The organism is Streptomyces sp. NPDC051662 (genome assembly GCF_040681655.1).
In the GTDB taxonomy this organism is placed as follows: domain Bacteria; phylum Actinomycetota; class Actinomycetes; order Streptomycetales; family Streptomycetaceae; genus Streptomyces.
This window is the reverse complement of record NZ_JBFAZD010000002.1, coordinates 558,986-577,540: the sequence shown is the minus strand read 5'-3', so window position 1 is coordinate 577,540 and position 18,555 is coordinate 558,986. Positions and strand designations below refer to the sequence as shown.

Genomic DNA, 18,555 nt, shown 5'->3' with positions numbered 1-18,555 from the left:
CGGCCCCCGACCCCGTCGGACCCGAATCCGCCGGTCTTGGGTCCGCCGGTCTCGGGTCCGACGGGTCCCGGACCTCAGGATTTCTTCCGGAACTTGGCCACCGCGAGCGGCGCCGTCACCACCGTGATCGCCACCGCCCACACCAGCGTCATCCACATCGAGTGCGCGACAGGCCCGCCGTTGATCAGACTCCGCGCCGCGTCCGCGAGATTGGACAGCGGGTTGTAGTCGGTGAACGCCTGGAGCCAGCCGGGCATCGTGGACGGCGGGGCGAAGATCGACGAGCCGAACTGCAACGGCATCAGGACGAGCACCGCCACCCCCTGGACGGCCTGCGCCGTCTTCATGGTGAGCCCCAGCAGGATGAAGATCCACATCAGCGAGGCGCCGAACACCAGGGACAGTCCGACGGCGCCGAGCAGTTCGAGCACCGACGTCTTGATCTCCATGCCGAGCAGGAAACCCATGCCGAGCAGGATGGCGGTGGCGACCAGCATCCGGCCGATCTCGACAACGATCTTGGCGATCAGCACGGAGGACCGGGCTATCGGCATCGTGCGGAACCGGTCCATGACCCCCTTGCGGAAGTCGTCGTTCACACCCGCGCCCACGGCCATCGCGATGTTCATGCCCATCATCGCCATCAGACCGGGGACCACATAGTTCACATACTGGTCGCGGCTGCCGCCGAGGCTCGCGCCCACGGAGCCGCCGAAGACATAGACGAACAGCAGCGTGAGGACGATCGGCATCAGCAGGACGTCGAACATCGACTCGGGGTCCTGCTTGATCTGGAGGGCGTTGCGGCGCACCAGCGCGCCGATGTGCCGCAGATTGGCGCGCAGTCCGATCCGGCCCTCGGCGGCGGCGGTGTGGGCGGGCCTCGGCGCGGGTGCCTTCTCCGGCGCGGACGTGGGCAGTGTGGTCGTGCTCATGCCGCGACCTCCTCGGGTGTGGTGTCGGACACGGAGGCCGTCTTCTGGCCGGTGATGGCCAGGAACACTTCGTCCAGGCTCGGGAGATGGGTGCCGATATGGGCGATTCCGAAGCCGCGCTCGCCCAGCAGACCGACGACCGCGGTCAGTTGCTCATCGCTGAGGATCGGTACGTACAGCAGGCCCTCGTCAGGGACGGCCTGGGTGCCGGCCAGGCCGTCGAGCCCGGTCTCGGCGATCGCCCGCGCCATCGCGGGGAGCTGGGCCGGGTCCGTGGGCCGGATCTGGAGCGTACGGCCACCGACCTTCGCCTTCAGTTCGTCCACCTTGCCGTTGGCGATGACCCGGCCGCGGTCGAACACCGTCAGCTCGCTGGCGAGCTGCTCGGCCTCTTCCATGTACTGGGTGGTGAGCAGGACGGTGGCACCCTCCGCGACCATCCGCTGCACCTCGTCCCAGACCTCGTTGCGGGTACGGGGGTCGAGCCCGGTGGTCGGCTCGTCCAGATACAGCACCGCCGGTTGGCCGATCATCGAGGCCGCCAGGTCGAGCCGGCGCCGCATCCCGCCGGAGTACTGCATCGTGGGCTTCTTCGCCGCCTCGGTGAGGGAGAAGCGCTCCAGCAGTTCGTCGGCGCGGCGGCGGGCGTCCTTGCGGGACAGATCGAGCAGCCGGCCGATCATGTACAGGTTCTCCCAGCCGGAGAGCTTCTCGTCGACCGAGGCGTACTGGCCGGTGAGACCGATGGTGCGGCGCAGCTGGCGCGGCTGGCGCAGCACGTCGTACCCGGCGACCATCGCGGTCCCGGCGTCCGGCTGGACGAGCGTGGAGAGAATACGGACGAGCGTTGTCTTGCCGGCGCCATTGGGTCCGAGCACACCGAGGACGGTGCCCTCGCGTACATCGAGGTCCACTCCGTCGAGTGCCCGGGTGCCCTGTGGTCCGCCGTAGTGCTTGACCAGCCCCCGTACCTCGACGGCGTTGCCCGTGCGGCTGCCGTTGGGGTGTTTGTCGATTCGCGTCATGACACCAGTGGACCAGCCGCCACCGACAATCCACCGACAAGCTGCCGACAGGCCGCTGTCGGGCGGCTGTCGGGCGGCCGTCGGCCCCACCGCGTACCGCCGTTGGGCCGTCGACAGCCCCCGCCGAGGAAGCCGACAGTCCCCGTCGGAGCAGCCGACAGCCCGCCGACGGGGGAAGATCGGCGGGCTGTCGTTCGTGCGGGCAGTGGCTTCTGGGGCGGAGGGCCCCCTCGCGGGGGCGAATCCGCCTAGTGGAACGTGTGCTCCTCCTGAGGGAACGTTCCTCCAATCACCTCGTCCGCAAACTCCCTCGCCGCGTCCCCGAGCGTCTGCCGGAGATTCGCGTACTGCTTCGTGAAGCGCGGCACCTTCCCTCCGGTCAGCCCGACCATGTCCGTATGGACGAGCACCTGCGCGTCCGTCTCCGGCCCCGCGCCGATCCCGATGGTCGGAATGTGCAGGATGCGGGTGACCTCGGCGGCCAGCTCGGCGGGGACCAGTTCGAGCACGACCGCGAACGCCCCCGCGTCCTGTACCGCCTTGGCGTCGCGGAGCAGCTGCTGCGCGGCTTCCTCGCCGCGGCCCTGCACCCGGTAGCCGAGGGTGTTGACGGACTGTGGCGTGAGTCCGATGTGCCCCATCACCGGGATACCGGCTTGCACCAGCAGCTCGATCTGGCTGTGCGAGCGCTCGCCGCCCTCCAGCTTGATCGCGCCCACGCCCGCGTCCTTCACCAGCCGCGTGGCGCTGCGCAGGGCCTGGACCGGCCCTTCCTGGTACGAGCCGAACGGCAGGTCGCCGACGATCAGGGCGCGCTTCGTGCCCCGTACGACGGCGGCGGCGAGCATCGTCATCTCGTCGAGCGTGACGGGCACGGTCGTCTCGTACCCGAGATGGCAGTTCCCCATCGAGTCGCCGACGAGCATGACCGGAATGCCGGCCTCGTCGAACACGGAGGCCGTCATCGCGTCATAGGCGGTGAGCATGGGCCACTTCTCGCCGCGCTCCTTGGCGGCGGCGATGTCATGGACGGTGATACGCCGCGAACTCTTCCCGCCGTACAGCGCCTTGGAACCGGCTTCGGAGCCGGCCGGGCGTCCCGCGGGCGGCTTCTGAGCAGCCTCGGTCTGAACAGTCATGGCCAAAGGCCCTTTCGTCATCTCGAGGCACCCTGACGGTGTCCCCGGACCGGTTCCATGGTGGCATCCCGGGGCCGGTCGCGGGAAGTAGGGGCCGTTCGTAAAGACTTTCCAATACGAGACGGTCTCGTATCGAAACGCGTCTAGGGTGTACGCCATGTCCACACCGTCCGGCGGCGCCGCCGCCGCACCCCGCATACCCGAGTCCCGAGTCCCGGAGGCGGTCCACCGCCGTCGCTGGGCCATCCTCGGTGTTCTGATGTTCAGCCTGCTCATCGTCGTGCTGGACAACTCGATCCTGAACGTGGCGGTCAAGACGATCGCCGCCCCCGAGCCCACCGGTATCGGCGCCACGCAGAGCGAGCTGGAGTGGGCGATCAACTCCTACACGCTCGTCTTCGCCGGACTGCTCTTCACCTCCGGGCTGCTCGGTGACCGTGTCGGCCGCAAGAAGATGCTTCTCTTCGGCACAGCCGTCTTCGGCCTCGGCTCGGCGCTCGCCGCCCTGTCCGGATCGCCCGCCGAACTCATCGGTTACCGCGCTCTGATGGGCTTCGGCGCCGCCTTTGTGATGCCCGCCACCCTCGCCATCCTGATGAATGTCTTCGAGCGCGAGGAGCAGCCCAAGGCCATCGGCATCTGGGCGGGCAGCGTGGGCCTCGGTATCGCCATCGGCCCGATCACCGGCGGTCTGCTGCTCGAACACTTCTGGTGGGGCTCCATCTTCCTGGTCAATGTCCCGGTGGCCGCCGTCGCGCTGATCGCGATGGTGCTGCTGGTCCCGGACTCCAAGGATCCCAGGCCGGGCCGGCTCGACCCGGTGGGCGTCGTGCTCTCCATCGTCGGACTCGTCCTGCTGGTGTACGGCATCATCCGCGGCGGCGAGCTGGCCGACTTCACCGGCGCGGGCGTGCTCGCCCCGCTCATCGGCGGCGTGGCCGTACTGGCCCTCTTCGTCTGGCACGAGAAGCGCAGCAGCCATCCGGCCATCGACATCTCGTACTTCAGGAAGCCGGCCTTCGCCGCCGCCGTCGCCGCCATCGCGCTGGTCTTCTTCGCGCTGATGGGTGTGACCTTCTTCTCGGCCTTCTACCTCCAGAGCGTCCGCGGCTACAGCGCGCTCCAGTCCGGACTGCTGATCCTGCCGCTGGCCGCGGCCCAGATGATCTTCGCGCCGCGGGCCCGGCTGGTGGTGGACCGGTTCGGCGCCCGCGCGGTCTGCACGGTCGGCATGCTGCTGGTCGCCGCGGGACTCGCCGCGTTCGCCCTCTTCGGCACGGACACCCCGGTCTGGGTGCTGTGCCTCGTCTTCTTCGTCCAGGGCGCCGGAATGGCGCACATCATGCCGCCGGTCACCGTCGCGGTCATGCAGGCGCTGCCCCGCGAGAAGGCCGGTTCGGGCTCCGCCATCAACAACACCTTCCGCCAGGTCGGCGGCGCCCTCGGGATCGCCGTACTCGGCTCGGTGCTCTCCGCGACCTACCGGGGCGGGATCGAGGGACACCTCGGCGCGGTCCCGGCCGGCGCCCGGGACGCGGCGGGGGAGTCGATCGAGGCGACGATCGGTGTCGCCGAGAAGATGGGTCCGGCGGGCCGGCCGCTGATCAGCTCCGCCTACGACGCGTTCCTCGACGCCATGCATGTCACGGCGCTCGGCTCGGCGGCCGTCGCGCTGATCGGCGCCGCGGTGGTCGCGCTCTTCCTGCCGGGCCGGCCGGAGCCGCGGAAGCTCGCGGGGAGCGAGGAGGTGCCCGAACCCGCGAGCGCCGTCCGCGGCTGACAGCGACGCCGTACGCCGTATACGCCGTGTACGTGTGCGCGCCGTGTACGTGTGCGCGAGGACGGCGTGCGGCGGGCCGCCGTGTACGAGAATTGGCGCGGCGGAAGCGCGGCGCGGCCTACAGGCCGTAGGTCCAGGGGCGGCGAGAGGCGGAGACAGGTGCGGGAGCAGGGTCACGAGAAGGAACACCGGCGCGGCAGGCCACGCAGCGAGGCGGTCGAGCGGGCGATCCTGGAAGCCGTCGTGACCCTGCTGGAGGACGGTGTGCCGCTCGGCGCGCTCTCCGTCGAACGCATCGCCCGTACGGCCGGCGTCGGCAAGGCGACCATCTACCGGCGCTGGCAGGGCAAGGAGGCGCTCTTCCTCGATGTCCTGCGGGAGATCGAGCCGCCCGAGCCCGAACTGCCGGGAACCTCGGCGCTCGACGATCTCAGGGTCATGCTGGAGGCGATGCGTCAGCGAGGTCTCGCCCAGCGCTCCTCGGCCCTGCTGCACAACGTCGTCGTCGAGATGAAGGGCCAGCCCAGGCTCTGGGCGGAGTACCACAGGACGGTCATCGACCCCCGGCGCGCGATGACGACGGAGCTGATCCGGCGCGGGGTCGCCTCCGGTGAGCTGCGGGACGACCTGAGCGTGGAGCTGATGAACGAGCTGCTGATCGGCCCCATGCTCATGCGCACCCTGTACCGGCAGGGCGCGCCGCTGGAGGAGGACCTTCCCGACCGGATCATCAGCGCCGTGCTCCAGGGGCTGGGCCCGCGCACGTGACGGACGCGCGTGTGTCCCCGTACCGTTCTCCCCGTACCGGCTCCGCCGTACCGGAGTACCGGTTTCCCCGTACCGGACGGGCGCGCGACTCGAATCGCCCGATACAGCGGTGCGGGATCTGTCACACCCGCCGCTCTTCCATCCGTGATCGGAACCCCCAAACCCTCCCTCTTCGTCTCCGTGCGGGAACGGCTGTCCCCGGACGGCGGAGAAAGTGCCCGTACATCGCCTAGGGTCGGGGGCGAGCGTGCACGGCAAGGCAGTGAGGGCAGCGCATATGACGCAGGAGTACACGGCGCATTCGGTGACGGACGGCGAGGAGGAGGACCCCCGCGCCGCCTCCCGCGCCAGAGCCCTGCTCGACCGATGGCGGGGCGACCCGGGCATCTGGCGGCGAGGCATCGTCCTGGCGGTGCTCGCCGTGGTCGTCGCGCTGTTGATGATCTTTCACGCGCAGATCCCCAACAAGATCGGCAACTTGGGGAGTCTCACCGAGACATTCCTGCCCTGGTTCGGCGTGTTCGTTCCGCTGATCCTCCTCCTGGCGCTGGTACGGCGGTCCGCCACCGCGCTGATCGCCGTACTGCTGCCCGCCGTGGTCTGGGTCAATCTCTTCGGCGGACTGCTCACCGACAAGTCCGGCGGCGGCGGTGACCTCATGGTCGCCACCCACAACGTCAACGCGGACAACCCCGACCCGCAGGGCACCGCGCGCGAGCTGGCACGGTCCGGGGCCGATGTCGTGGCGCTGGAGGAGCTGAAGGCCAGTGCCGTACCGATCTATGTCGACGCGTTGGCCGAGACGTACAAGTACCACTCGGTGCAGGGCACGGTGGGACTGTGGAGCAAGTATCCGATGAGCGGGATCAAGCCCGTCGACATCAGGCTGGGCTGGGTCCGCGCCATGCGCGCCACCGTCGACACACCGGAGGGCCCGGTCGCCTTCTTCGTGGCGCATCTCCCGTCCGTACGCGTCAAGATGAACGCGGGCTTCACCGCCAACCAGCGTGACAAGAGCGCCGACGCGCTGGGCGAGGCCATCGCCGACGAGTCGCTGAGCCGGGTGATCCTGCTCGGCGATCTGAACGGCACCATGAACGACCGCTCGCTCAACGCCGTGACCGCCCAGATGCGCTCGACGCAGGGCGCGGCCGGGCACGGGTACGGCTTCAGCTGGCCGGCGTCGTTCCCGCTGGCCCGGATCGACCAGATCATGGTGAAGGGCGTCGAACCGACCTCGTCCTGGACCCTTCCCGAGACGGACAGCGACCATCTGCCCATCGCGGCGCGGGTGGAGCTGCGCTGAGCCGGCGGGCGGGGCACCGCCGACCGGAGCCTCGACGGTCGGAGCCTCGCTGACCGGGGTCTCGCCGATCGGAGCGCTGGGCGCAATCCGGAGTTCATCCGCCGGAATAGAAACCCTGAGAGACTTTGTTCCGTGGGGGTACTTAACCCCCGGAAGCTCACCATGGAAGGTCTCTCGATGCCCCTCGCCCTGTTCGCCCTGGCCGTCAGCGCTTTCGGGATCGGGACGACGGAGTTCGTGATGATGGGCCTGCTGCCCAATGTCGCGGAGAATCTGGGTACGTCCGTGCCGACCGCCGGATATCTGGTCTCGGCCTACGCGATCGGTGTCGTCGTCGGCGCCCCCCTGCTCACCGCTCTCGGCTCCCGTATCCCGCGCAAGCGGATGCTGCTCCTGCTCATGGGGCTCTTCGTCATCGGCAACCTCGGCTCGGCGCTCGCCCCCGGCTTCGGCTGGCTGCTGGCGGGCCGGTTCCTCGCCGGGCTGCCGCACGGCGCGTTCTTCGGCGTCGGCGCGGTGGTCGCCGCCCGGCTGGTGCGCGAGGGCCGGCAGGCGCGGGCCGTCGCGACCATGTTCCTGGGCCTGACCGTCGCCAATATCGTCGGCGTCCCCGCGGCCACTCTGCTCGGCCAGAGCCTCGGCTGGCGCGCCACCTTCCTGGTGGTGACCGTGATCGGCCTGATCGCGCTCGCGGCGCTGGCCCGGCTCGTCCCGTACATACCGCTTGAGGCGCACCAGAGCGTGGGCCGTGAGATACGCGCCCTCGGCGACCGTCAGGTGCTGCTCGGCCTCGCGACCGCGGTCTTCGGCTTCGCCGGGGTCTTCGCCGTCTACTCGTATCTGGCCTCGATCACGACCGAGGTGATGGGCTTCGGCGAATCCTCCGTCACGCTGGTCCTCGCGCTCTTCGGCATCGGAATGACGCTGGGCGCGCTGGCGGCGGGGCCGCTGACCGACCGCGCGCTGCGGCCCACCCTGTACGCCTCGCTCGGCACGCTCGCCGTCGTGCTGCTCGCCTTCCGCTTCACGGCGCACATCCAGTGGGCGGCGCTGGTGACGGTCGTGGTGCTCGGCGCGGTCGGGTTCATGACGACCACGCCGCTCCAGATGCTCGTCATGCGGAAGGCCAGGCACGCGCCCACGATCGCCTCCGCCTCCAACCACTCGGCCTTCAACCTGGCCAACGCGGGCGGCGCCTGGCTCGGCGGCGTGGCGATCGCGGCGGGCTGGGGCTGGCTGTCCCCGACCCTGGTCGGCGCGGTGCTCGCGGTCGTCGGCCTGGCGATCGCGGTGACGGCCGGGCTGCTGGACCGGGGTGACCGGGCCGACCGGGTGCCGGAGGCGTCGCGGGTCGTCGCCTCCGCCGTGACGAAGGCCGAGGCGACGACGGAACGGGTGGGCTGAGCCCTGTCCGTTACAACGTGAGATTTCGACGTGAGCTTACGGCGTGGGCTTACGGCGTGAGCTCGCGCCAGCGGTTCGTGATCGGCAGCCGCCGGTCCTTGCCGAAGCCCTTCGCCGAGATCTTGGTGCCCGGCGGGTACTGGCGCCGCTTGTACTCCGCCGTGTCCACCATCCGCAGCGTCCTGGCGACCAGTTCGGCGTCGAAGCCGGCCGCGACGATCGCGTCCCTGCCCTGGTCGCGGTCGACGTACAGCTCCAGGATCCGGTCCAGCACGTCGTAGTCGGGCAGCGAGTCCGTGTCCACCTGCCCGGGGCGCAGCTCGGCGCTGGGCGGCTTGGAGATCGAGGTCTCCGGGATCGGCGGGGTCTGGCCGCGCTCCTCGGCGACGCGGTTGCGCCAGCGCGCGAGCCGGAAGACGGAGGTCTTGTAGACGTCCTTGATCGGGCCGTACGCGCCGACGGAGTCGCCGTAGAGCGTCGAATAGCCCACCGCCAGCTCGGACTTGTTGCCCGGCGCGAGCACGATATGACCCTCCTGGTTGGAGAGCGCCATCAGCATCGTGCCGCGCAGCCGCGACTGAAGGTTCTCCTCGGCGAGCCCGGTGAGCCCGAGCGCGCCCATGTACGCGTCGAACATCGGCTCGATCGGGTGCGTACGGAAGTTGAGTCCGGTACGGCGGGCCAGCTCGGCCGCGTCGTCCCTGGAATGGCCGGACGAGTACTTCGACGGCATGGAGACGCCGTACACGTTCCCCGCGCCGACCGCGTCACAGGCGATCGCGGCGACGAGCGCGGAGTCGATACCGCCGGAGAGACCGATCAGCACGGACCGGAAGCCGTTCTTCGCGGCGTACGCGCGCAGGCCCACCACCAGCGCCGAGTACACCTCCTCCTCGTCGTCCAGGCGCTCGGCGTAGCCACCGGTCAGCTCGGGCTCGTAGGCCGGCAGCGGGTCCTCGGAGAGGATGACCCGGTCGATCCGCAGCCCGTCGTCCACCACTCCGTCCGGGGCCTCCGGCGAGGCGGCCGGCAGTTCGAGGTCGAGGACCACACACCCCTCGGCGAACTGCGGTGCGCGCGCCACGACTTCGCCGTCCCTGTCCACCACGATCGAGTCACCGTCGAAGACCAGCTCGTCCTGGCCGCCGATCATCGCGAGATACGCGGTGGTGCAGCCGGCCTCCTGGGCGCGCTTGCGCACCAGGTCGAGGCGGGTGTCGTCCTTCTCGCGCTCGTACGGCGAGGCGTTGATCGAGAGCAGCAGCCCCGCCTCCGCGGACCGGGCCGCCGGCACCCGGCCGCCGTCCTGCCAGAGGTCCTCGCAGATCGCGAGCGCGATGTCGACGCCATGGACCCGGATGACGGGCATGGTGTCGCCCGGTACGAAATACCGGAACTCGTCGAAGACGCCGTAGTTGGGCAGATGGTGCTTGGCGAAGTTGAGGACGACCGCGCCGCGGTGCAGTACGGCGGCGGCGTTGCGCGGGGCGCCGGCGGGCTGTCCGTAGCGCGGCTGGGCCGACTCGGAGCGGTCCAGATAGCCGACGACGACGGGCAGCTCGCCGAAACCCTCCTCGTCGAGGCGGACCGCGAGCGCGCGCACGGCGGCCCGGGACGCCTCGACGAAGGACGACCGCAGGGCGAGGTCCTCGACGGGGTAGCCGGTCAGCACCATCTCGGGGAACGCGACGACATGCGCTCCCTGTTCGGCGGCGTGCCGGGTCCAGTGCACGATCGCCTCGGCGTTCGCGGCGAGATCGCCGACGGTCGAGTCGATCTGATTCAGAGCGAGACGTAGTTGAGGCACGGGACCCAGTGTAATCGTCTGACTGACACGATGTCCTGGGGTGTGCGTGTGGGGCGGCCCACTCGGCGCGGGCGGCGCGGAGGGCGCGCGAGCCGGGGCTCAGCCGTGCGCGTAGACCTGTTCCATCCAGGAGGCGAGCTGCCCGTCGGTGAGGTGCTGGGCCAGATCGGCCTCGCTGATCATCCCGACCAGACGCCGGTCCTCGATCACCGGCAGCCGCCGTATCTGGTGGCTCTGCATCTCGTACAGCACCGAGTCCACGTCCGCGTTCGCGTCGATCCAGCGGGGGGTGCCCTGTGCCATCTCACCGGCCGTCGTCCGCGCCGGGTCATGGCCCATCGCCACACACCCGACGACGATGTCGCGGTCCGTGAGAATGCCGGTCAGCCGCTCCTCGGCGTCGGCGATGGGGAGCGCGCCCACATCCAGCTCACGCATCAGCTGGGCGGCGCGGTCCAGGGTCTCGTGGGCCGGGATCCACTGGGCCCCGGGGTGCATGATGTCTTTGGCGGTAGTCATGGTTGTCCCTGCCTCCTGAGTGCCGTCCACCCCGAGTCAGATCCATCATCGTGGACCCGTTCGGGTGACGCGACCGCAAGCGACGGGGAGAGCATGGCGCGACTGACCCTGCGGATCACCGGGCGCGAGCTGCCCGGCCGCGCGTGCGGCTGTTTCCAGGAGGTCCATGTGGCGCCCCAGCGCGGCCGGGTCCCGGACCCGGACCAGCTGGTACGGGCCGACGCGGCCGAGGCGCACTTCGAGATCCCCGTCGACACGACCACGGCCCCCGCGCTCACGGACGCGAAGGGCCTGCCCCGGTGCGCGGGTCTCCGCCCGCCCGAGCTGGTGTGGCGGGCCGCGCCCGGGACGCGGGACGGCTGAGATCGCGGGGCCGCCGGGTCCCCGGGGAACCGGCGGCCCCCACGCGTCAGGCGGTACGCGGCTTCGCGCCGCGCGCCGCGAGCAGGTCCGCCATCAGGGCCATCTCGGACTGCTGCGCCGCGACCATCCCCTCGGCGAGGTCCTTCTCCGTACCGGGCACGCACAGCTGTACGCAGCCCTGGGCCATCTCGACCCCGCCCTTGTGGTGGTCGGTCATCAGCTGGAGATACAGGACCTCGGCCGCCTTGCCACGGGCCTCGCGGAGCTGGTCCAGCTCCGTCTTCGTGGCCATGCCCGGCATCAGCGAGCCGTCCTGGGCCTGATGACCCGCCCCGTGGTCCATCGAGCCCATGTCCATACCGCCGCCGTGGTCCATGGTCTTGTCCATGGACATCCAGGCCATCGGCTCGCGGCCCGACTCGACCTTCGGCAGCCCCCACATGTCCAACCAGCCCAGCAGCATCCCGCGCTGGTTCGCCTGGGTGTTGGCGATGTCGTACGCCAGTCGGCGCACTTCCTCGTCGTCCGTGCTGTCCCGCACGATGAAGGACATCTCCACCGCCTGCTGGTGGTGGACCGCCATGTCACGGGCGAAGCCCGCGTCCGCCGAGTCCGCCGTGGGGGTACGGGGCGCGGCCGGGCCGCCGTCACGCCCGGCCGAGGCCACCGCCGCCGTACCGGCGAAGACCAGCGCCAGGACGACGGCGGTGATCGCCGCCCACTGGGTGCGTGTCGCCCCGCGCGCCGGACGAGCCGTATCGGCCGTATCCGTACCGGTATCCGTACCGGCCGTCGGGTCCGGGGCGCTCTCCGCCGTCACTGCGCGCCCATTCCGCCCGTGCAGGCGGCGCCCGGCTCAGGGGTCTGCGCGCCCTGCACGTACTTGGTGAAGAACTGGTCGACGCGCGAGTCCGTGGCGCTGTCCACCGTGACCTGCTTGCCCCACGCGCTCAGCATGATGGCGCCCGCCTGGTTCTTCACCGGGCTCATCATCGAGTAGGGCGTCTTCCCCACCTTCTCGCCGAGCGCCTTCACATCGGCGTCGGAGGCCTTGTCGTTGTAGGTGACCCAGACCGCGCCGTGCTCCAGCGAGTGCACGGCGTTCACATCCGGGATCGGCTCCTTGTAGACGTCCCCCTGGCAGTTCATCCAGACCTGGTTGTGGTCACCGCCCACGGGCGGGGTCATCGGGTACGTGACCGCCTCGGTGACATGGTTACGGCCCAGCTTCTTGGCGTCCCAGGACTTCTCGTCCTGCACGGGCGCCTTGGCCGCCGCCTGCTCCTGCTCCTTCTGGTCCGACTCCTTGTTGAGGAGATACGCGCCACCGGCGACGAGGGCGGCCACCACAATGGCGCTCGCCGAGATCGTGATGATGCGGCTGCGCCGCTCGCGGGCCCGCTCGACGCGGCGCATCTCCTCTATTCGGGCCTTGCGCTCGGCGGACTGGGACTTGGAAGCCATGATGTGTGTCCTTCTGGGATAACTGCGGAACGCGGACAACTGCGTGACCACGGATCGTGGTTCGGGATATTCGGGAACCCGGCGCGGGGGTGGCCCGGTGCGGGTGCGGGCCCGGCTACGTCCGCAGTACTTGAAGGACGTGAAGATCCGGGGCGCGGGCGAGCGCTCCGGAGCGGGGCACCTGGCCGGTGGGGTACGGCGGTTCGAGGTGCGGGGGCTGGACATCGCCGGCGAACGGGGTGGCCGGCGGCGGGACGGTGAGCACGGCCGGGCTCTGATGCGGGAAGAGCCCGCAGTCGCCCTTGTCGTACGGGCAGGTGTAGCGGGCCTCGGCCTCGGCCCGGTCCGGCACGGAGGTCCCGGCGGCCGGTCCGTACATGGTGCCGTTCGCCGCCGTCGCCGAAGCGTCCGGGTGGTGGACCCCGGTCCCGCCCGGGTCAGGCCCCAGACAGAGGAAGAGCGCGGCGAACAGCGTCGCCACGGCACTCAGCAGTGCCGTGGGACGCGTGATGCGTATGTGGCCGGGCCGCGATCCCCCCATGAGCGCAGATCGTAGTGCGTATACCCCCGCCGACAGCAGTGAGGAACCGGTTCCGGTTCCCCTCCGTGACCCCAGACGGTACGAACCGGGCACCGCCGGGGTACAAAGAGGCATGGTCGAGGATCCGCAGCCGCGCCGACAGCCGCCGCCGCAGTCGCAGCCGCCCGCGCCGGGCCGGCGGGGTCCGGGAGGTCCGGCCGATGTCGACGCGGTGACGCACGCCGTACTGACCGCGTCCCGGCTGCTGGCGAAGGTCTTGGCGCGGTCTCTCGCGGCCGTCGCGGAACCGGTCACCCTGCCCCAGTTCCGGCTGCTCGCGGTCCTCGCCGCGCACGGCGACGCCAAACTGGTCGATATCGCCGAGCGGCTCGGGGTGAATCCCTCGACCGCCATGCGGATGCTCGATCGGCTGATCGCCGCGGGCCTGGCGACCCGGCAGAGCAACCCGTGCAACCGCCGCGAGACGATGCTGCGGCTGACCCCGGAGGGCCTGGCGCTCGTCGACCGGGTCACCGCCGCGCGCCACCGCGAGATCTCGGCGATCGTCGAGCGGCTGACCCCCGAGCAGCGCACGGCCCTGGTCGGCGCGCTCACCGCGTTCACCGAGGCGGGCGGGGAGCCGGCGGTACCGGGCGAGGACACGGGGCCGTATCCGCTGGGCTGGTCGGACACCACCGTCCGGCACAGTGGTGGCTGACCGGCGCCGGAGTCGATCTTCCGCACCGATCTCACGCACAATGGGGTTGCGGCCGCCTGTTACCTGGGCATCGGACGAACAGGCACTATGGGTCGCGAGCCCGTACACACGCACGACGCCAAGCGTTGGACGGGGGTTCGCAACGCGCCGGAAATCGTGTGGTGGGATGCTCGGGTGCCCCCGGGGTGCCTCGCGGCATGGGAGCAGGTGGCCTGACCAGCAAGGATGGGTAGGACGGCTAATATGGATAAGCAGCAGGAATTCGTGCTCCGCACGCTTGAAGAGCGCGACATCCGCTTCGTACGCCTGTGGTTCACCGACGTGCTCGGCTTCCTGAAGTCGGTCGCCGTCGCGCCCGCCGAGCTGGAGCAGGCCTTCGACGAGGGCATGGGCTTCGACGGATCGGCGATCGAGGGCTTCGCCCGGGTCTACGAGTCCGACATGATCGCCAAGCCCGACCCGGGCACGTTCCAGATACTGCCGTGGCGCGCGGAGGCCCCCGGCACGGCACGGATGTTCTGCGACATCCTGATGCCCGACGGCTCGCCGTCCTTCGCGGACCCGCGCTATGTGCTCAAGAGGATCCTGGCGAAGACCTCGGATCTCGGCTTCACCTTCTACACCCACCCCGAGATCGAGTTCTTCCTGCTGAAGACCAAACCGGTCGACGGCACGCGCCCCACACCCGCCGACAGCTCCGGCTACTTCGACCACACGCCGCAGAACGTCGGTATGGACTTCCGGCGCCAGGCGATCACGATGCTCGAATCCATGGGCATCTCGGTGGAGTTCAGCCACCACGAGGGCGCCCCCGGCCAGCAGGAGATCGATCTGCGCTACGCGGACGCGCTCTCCACCGCCGACAACATCATGACGTTCCGTCTGGTCATGAAGCAGGTCGCGCTGGAGCAGGGCGTGCAGGCGACCTTCATGCCGAAGCCGTTCTCCGAATACCCGGGCTCTGGCATGCACACCCATCTCTCCCTCTTCGAGGGGGACCGCAACGCCTTCTACGAGTCGGGCGCCGAGTACCAGCTGTCGAAGGTCGGCCGCTCCTTCATCGCCGGGCTGCTCAAGCACGCGGCGGAGATCTCGGCCGTCACCAACCAGTGGGTCAACTCGTACAAGCGCATCTGGGGCGGCTCCTCCCGCACCGCGGGCTCGGGCGGCGAGGCCCCCTCGTACATCTGCTGGGGCCACAACAACCGCTCCGCGCTGATCCGCGTCCCGATGTACAAGCCGGGCAAGACCGGCTCCGCGCGGGTCGAGGTCCGCTCCATCGACTCGGGCGCCAACCCCTATCTGACCTACGCGGTGCTGCTCGCCGCCGGTCTCAAGGGCATCGAGGAGGGCTACGAACTCCCGGCGGGCGCCGACGACGACGTATGGGCCCTCACGGACGCGGAGCGCCGCGCGATGGGCATCGAGCCGCTGCCGCAGAACCTGGGCGAGGCGATCTCCCTGATGGAGCGCAGCGAACTGGTCGCGGAGACGCTCGGCGAGCATGTCTTCGACTTCTTCCTGCGCAACAAGAAGCAGGAGTGGGAGGAGTACCGCTCCGAGGTGACGGCCTTCGAGCTGAAGAAGAACCTGCCGGTGCTGTAGAGCCGTAGGTGTGATCCGGTCCGGGCCGGCGGGGTTGTCGTACCGCCGGCCCGGACCTGTCCCCGGGCCCCGCGGCGGTCGGAACCGGTCGTGAGCACCTCCGCCGCGACCTGGGTCTAGGCTCGTTCCTGAGCTTTGGTCTGACGGGGTCGTGGACAGGAGACGGCGAACATGGCGCTGCCGGGACGCAGGAGCAGTACCTTCACCCGCCTGCTGCGGCACGGCTTCACCGATCCCTCCGCCGCCGAGCGGCTTCTCGACGCCCCCGCGATGTCACTCGTACGGTCCGATCCGATGCTCCTCGACGCGCTCGGCGCCACCGCCGATCCCGATCTCGCGCTGCGCGGGCTCGTCAGGCTGGCGGAGGCGCAGCGCCCCGACGAGCTGCGGGTGCTGCTGGACACCGTGATCGCGGCGAAGCCGCTGCGGGACCGGCTGCTCGGGGTGCTCGGCTCGTCGGAGGCGCTCGGGGACCATCTGGCCAGGCACTCGGGGGACTGGCATGTGCTGGTCACCTACGAGCTGTCCGATCTGCACCCCGGCGTCGAGGAGTTCGAGCGGGCGCTCGCCGAGGCGACCGACCCGGTCTCGCTGCGGGTCGCCTACCGCCGCTGTCTGCTCGCCATAGCCGCCAGAGACGTCTGCGGGACGGCCGACTACGCCCAGACCGCCGCCGAACTGGCCGATCTGGCGACCGCGACGCTGCGCGCCGCCCTCGCCATCGCCAAGGCGGCGGCGCCCGAGGACGCCGCGCTGTGCCGGCTCGCGGTGATCGCGATGGGCAAGTGCGGCGGCCATGAGCTGAACTATGTCTCGGATGTGGACGTGATCTTCGTCGGCGAACCGGCCGACGGGGTGGGCGGCGCCGCCGAGGGCATCGACGAGGGCAAGGCCATCCAGGCGGCGACCCGGCTGGCGTCCCATCTGATGCGGATCTGTTCCGAGTCGACCATCGAGGGCTCCATCTGGCCGGTCGACGCGAATCTGCGTCCCGAGGGCCGTAACGGGCCGCTCGTCCGGACACTGAGCAGCCATCTCGCGTACTACCAGCGCTGGGCCAAGACCTGGGAGTTCCAGGCGTTGCTGAAGGCCCGCGCCGTGGCGGGCGACCCGATGCTCGGCGCCCAGTACATCGAGGCGGTGTCCCCGCTGGTGTGGCAGGCCGCCGAGCGCGAGCACTTCGTCTCCGACGTCCAGAAGATGCGCCGCCGGGTCGTCGACAACATCCCCCCGGGCCAGGTGGACCGTGAGCTGAAACTCGGTCCAGGCGGGCTGCGGGACGTCGAGTTCGCCGTACAGCTCCTCCAGTTGGTCCATGGCCGCAGCGACGCCGCGCTGCACAGCGGCTCGACCCTCGAAGCGCTGGCCGCGCTGGCGGCCGGCGGCTATGTGGGCCGGGCGGACGCGGCGCAGCTGGACGAGGCGTACCGCTTCCTGCGCGCCATGGAGCACCGTATCCAGCTCTACCGGCTGCGCCGTACCCATCTGGTGCCCGAGGACGAGGCGGATCTACGCCGTCTCGGGCGCTCACTCGGGCTGCGCGGCGATCCCGTCGCGGAGCTGAACCGGACCTGGCGGCGGCACGCCTCGGTCGTCCGGCGGCTGCACGAGAAGCTGTTCTACCGGCCGCTGCTCGACGCGGTCGCCCAGCTCGCGCCGGGCGAGATCCGGCTCAGTCCGCGGGCGGCGCGGCAGCGGCTGGAAGCGCTCGGCTACGCGGACCCGGCCGACGCGCTGCGGCATCTGGAGGCGCTGTCGTCCGGGGTGAGCCGCAAGGCGGCGATCCAGCGGACGCTGCTGCCGGTGCTGCTCGGCTGGTTCGCGGACTCCGCCGATCCCGACGCCGGGCTGCTCGGCTTCCGCAAGGTGTCGGACGCGCTCGGCAAGACGCCCTGGTATCTGCGGCTGCTGCGCGACGAAGGGGCCGCGGCGGAGAATCTCGCGCGGGTGCTCTCGGCCGGCCGGCTCGCCCCCGATCTGCTGCTCCGCGCGCCCGAGGCGGTGGCCATCCTCGGTGACCCCCAGGGGCTGGCTCCGCGCGGCCGTGAGCCGCTGGAGCAGGAGGTCCTGGCGGCGGTCGGGCGCGCGGAGACGGCGGAGGGCGCGGTCGCGACGGCCCGGGGGATGCGCAGGCGTGAGCTGTTCCGTACGACCGCGGCGGACATCATCGGCTCGTACGGCACGGAGGACAGCCCGGCCGAGGAGGACCCCGGGGCGCTGGTCGACCGGGTCGGCAACGCGGTCACCGATCTGAACGCGGCGACGCTCGCGGGCGCCCTGCGCGCCGTCGTACGCGAGCGGTGGGGCGACACGCTGCCCACCCGTTTCGCGGTCATCGGCATGGGGCGGTTCGGCGGCCATGAGCTGAGTTACGGCTCCGACGCGGATGTGCTCTTCGTCCACGAGCCGCGCGAGGGCGTCGGCGAGCACGAGGCGGCGCGCGCCGCGAACGAGGTCGTCGCCGAGATGCGGCGGCTGCTTCAAGTCCCCACCTCCGACCCGCCGCTGCTGATCGACGCGGATCTGCGGCCGGAGGGCAAGAGCGGCCCGATGGTCCGTACGCTCGCCTCCTACGCGGCGTACTACCGGCGCTGGGCGCTGGTCTGGGAGAGCCAGGCGCTGCTGCGCGCGGAGCCGATGGCGGGGGACGCCGATCTCGGCCGCCGCTTCATCGAACTGGTCGATCCGCTGCGCTATCCGGCGGAGGGGCTGGGGGACGAGGCGGTACGGGAGATCCGCCGGCTCAAGGCGCGGATGGAGTCGGAGCGGCTGCCGCGCGGCGCCGATCCGACTCTCCACACCAAGCTGGGCCGGGGCGGGCTCTCCGATGTCGAGTGGACCGTCCAACTGCTCCAGCTGCGGCACGGCTGGGCGGAACCCGGCCTGCGGACGACCCGTACCCGGCAGGCCCTGGCGGCGGCCCGCGCGGCCGGGCTGCTCTCGACGGAGGACGCGCAGATCCTGGACGACGCCTGGGTGCTGGCGACCCGGGTCCGTAACGGGGTGATGCTGGTCAGGGGCAGGCCGGGCGACACCTTCCCGTCGGACGGGCGCGAACTGAGCGCGATGAGCCGCTACCTGGGGTACGGGCCGGGACACGTCGGCGACATGCTGGACGAGTACCGCCGTACGACGCGCAGGGCGCGAGCGGTGATGGAGGAGCTGTTCTACGGGGCGGCGACCTGAGCCCGTACCCGCCCCC

Annotated in this window: 16 protein-coding genes; 8 read left to right on the top strand and 8 right to left on the bottom strand. The window is 70.6% G+C overall.

Annotation, left to right across the window (positions count from 1 at the left end; translation table 11 throughout):
• Nucleotides 1-74: 74 nt before the first annotated feature.
• The 3 genes from AB0M67_RS05320 to panB form a co-directional block, all read right to left on the bottom strand.
• A complete protein-coding gene (locus tag AB0M67_RS05320; protein WP_365742785.1) occupies nucleotides 75-935 on the bottom strand; it encodes an ABC transporter permease in 861 nt (286 codons plus the stop codon).
• Nucleotides 932-1,960 carry an ATP-binding cassette domain-containing protein gene (locus AB0M67_RS05315; RefSeq protein WP_365742783.1) on the bottom strand — a complete coding sequence of 343 codons (1,029 nt, stop codon included), beginning with the start codon at nucleotides 1,958-1,960 and terminating at the stop codon, nucleotides 932-934. Before AB0M67_RS05315 ends, AB0M67_RS05320 begins: the two co-directional genes overlap by 4 nt.
• Before the next feature lie 248 nt (nucleotides 1,961-2,208).
• The gene (panB, locus tag AB0M67_RS05310; protein ID WP_365742781.1) at nucleotides 2,209-3,099 is read right to left on the bottom strand and encodes a 3-methyl-2-oxobutanoate hydroxymethyltransferase; all 891 of its coding nucleotides are present in this window, start codon (nucleotides 3,097-3,099) and stop codon (nucleotides 2,209-2,211) included.
• A gap of 157 nt (nucleotides 3,100-3,256) precedes the next feature.
• Between panB and AB0M67_RS05305 the strand changes: the two genes are divergently transcribed.
• The 4 genes from AB0M67_RS05305 (at nucleotide 3,257) to AB0M67_RS05290 (ending at nucleotide 8,357) form a co-directional block, all read left to right on the top strand.
• Nucleotides 3,257-4,879 (top strand): MFS transporter, encoded by a 1,623-nt coding sequence (locus AB0M67_RS05305; RefSeq protein WP_365742779.1) that lies wholly within the window; start codon nucleotides 3,257-3,259, stop codon nucleotides 4,877-4,879.
• A 159-nt stretch (nucleotides 4,880-5,038) separates the two neighbouring features.
• Nucleotides 5,039-5,647: a TetR/AcrR family transcriptional regulator gene (locus tag AB0M67_RS05300; protein WP_365742777.1), complete on the top strand. Its 609-nt coding sequence runs from the start codon at nucleotides 5,039-5,041 to the stop codon at nucleotides 5,645-5,647.
• A gap of 277 nt (nucleotides 5,648-5,924) precedes the next feature.
• The gene (locus tag AB0M67_RS05295) at nucleotides 5,925-6,953 is read left to right on the top strand and encodes an endonuclease/exonuclease/phosphatase family protein (protein ID WP_365742775.1); all 1,029 of its coding nucleotides are present in this window, start codon (nucleotides 5,925-5,927) and stop codon (nucleotides 6,951-6,953) included.
• A 177-nt stretch (nucleotides 6,954-7,130) separates the two neighbouring features.
• Complete coding sequence (locus tag AB0M67_RS05290) at nucleotides 7,131-8,357, top strand: MFS transporter (protein ID WP_365742886.1); 1,227 nt, start codon at nucleotides 7,131-7,133, stop codon at nucleotides 8,355-8,357.
• A 49-nt stretch (nucleotides 8,358-8,406) separates the two neighbouring features.
• On the opposite strand, the gene AB0M67_RS05285 is transcribed toward AB0M67_RS05290, so the two are convergent.
• Both AB0M67_RS05285 and AB0M67_RS05280 read right to left on the bottom strand, forming a co-directional pair.
• Complete coding sequence (locus AB0M67_RS05285) at nucleotides 8,407-10,164, bottom strand: NAD+ synthase (RefSeq protein ID WP_365742773.1); 1,758 nt, start codon at nucleotides 10,162-10,164, stop codon at nucleotides 8,407-8,409.
• Between the two features lie 99 nt (nucleotides 10,165-10,263).
• Nucleotides 10,264-10,683, bottom strand: coding sequence for a CBS domain-containing protein (locus AB0M67_RS05280; RefSeq protein ID WP_365742771.1), 420 nt, complete (start codon nucleotides 10,681-10,683; stop codon nucleotides 10,264-10,266).
• Between the two features lie 93 nt (nucleotides 10,684-10,776).
• Here AB0M67_RS05280 and AB0M67_RS05275 point away from each other — a divergent pair, with 93 nt between their 5' ends.
• Entirely contained in the window at nucleotides 10,777-11,046 is a 270-nt protein-coding gene (locus AB0M67_RS05275) for a DUF5990 family protein (RefSeq protein ID WP_365742769.1), read from the top strand.
• A gap of 46 nt (nucleotides 11,047-11,092) precedes the next feature.
• Here AB0M67_RS05275 and AB0M67_RS05270 read toward each other — a convergent pair whose 3' ends face one another.
• From AB0M67_RS05270 to AB0M67_RS05260, 3 genes are all read right to left on the bottom strand, one after another.
• Nucleotides 11,093-11,758: a DUF305 domain-containing protein gene (locus tag AB0M67_RS05270; protein ID WP_365742884.1), complete on the bottom strand. Its 666-nt coding sequence runs from the start codon at nucleotides 11,756-11,758 to the stop codon at nucleotides 11,093-11,095.
• Nucleotides 11,759-11,862: 104 nt separating this feature from the next.
• Entirely contained in the window at nucleotides 11,863-12,510 is a 648-nt protein-coding gene (locus tag AB0M67_RS05265; RefSeq protein ID WP_365742767.1) for a DUF3105 domain-containing protein, read from the bottom strand.
• 115 nt (nucleotides 12,511-12,625) lie between these two features.
• Entirely contained in the window at nucleotides 12,626-13,051 is a 426-nt protein-coding gene (locus AB0M67_RS05260; RefSeq protein ID WP_365742765.1) for a hypothetical protein, read from the bottom strand.
• Nucleotides 13,052-13,163: 112 nt separating this feature from the next.
• Between AB0M67_RS05260 and AB0M67_RS05255 the strand changes: the two genes are divergently transcribed.
• The 3 genes from AB0M67_RS05255 to AB0M67_RS05245 all read left to right on the top strand — a co-directional run bounded on the left by AB0M67_RS05255 (nucleotide 13,164) and on the right by AB0M67_RS05245 (nucleotide 18,539).
• Nucleotides 13,164-13,748 (top strand): MarR family transcriptional regulator, encoded by a 585-nt coding sequence (locus tag AB0M67_RS05255; RefSeq protein ID WP_365742763.1) that lies wholly within the window; start codon nucleotides 13,164-13,166, stop codon nucleotides 13,746-13,748.
• A 243-nt stretch (nucleotides 13,749-13,991) separates the two neighbouring features.
• On the top strand, nucleotides 13,992-15,353 hold the full coding sequence (locus AB0M67_RS05250; RefSeq protein WP_249954443.1) for a glutamine synthetase family protein: 1,362 nt from the start codon (nucleotides 13,992-13,994) through the stop codon (nucleotides 15,351-15,353).
• Nucleotides 15,354-15,524: 171 nt separating this feature from the next.
• Complete coding sequence (locus tag AB0M67_RS05245; RefSeq protein ID WP_365742760.1) at nucleotides 15,525-18,539, top strand: bifunctional [glutamine synthetase] adenylyltransferase/[glutamine synthetase]-adenylyl-L-tyrosine phosphorylase; 3,015 nt, start codon at nucleotides 15,525-15,527, stop codon at nucleotides 18,537-18,539.
• Nucleotides 18,540-18,555: the final 16 nt, after the last annotated feature.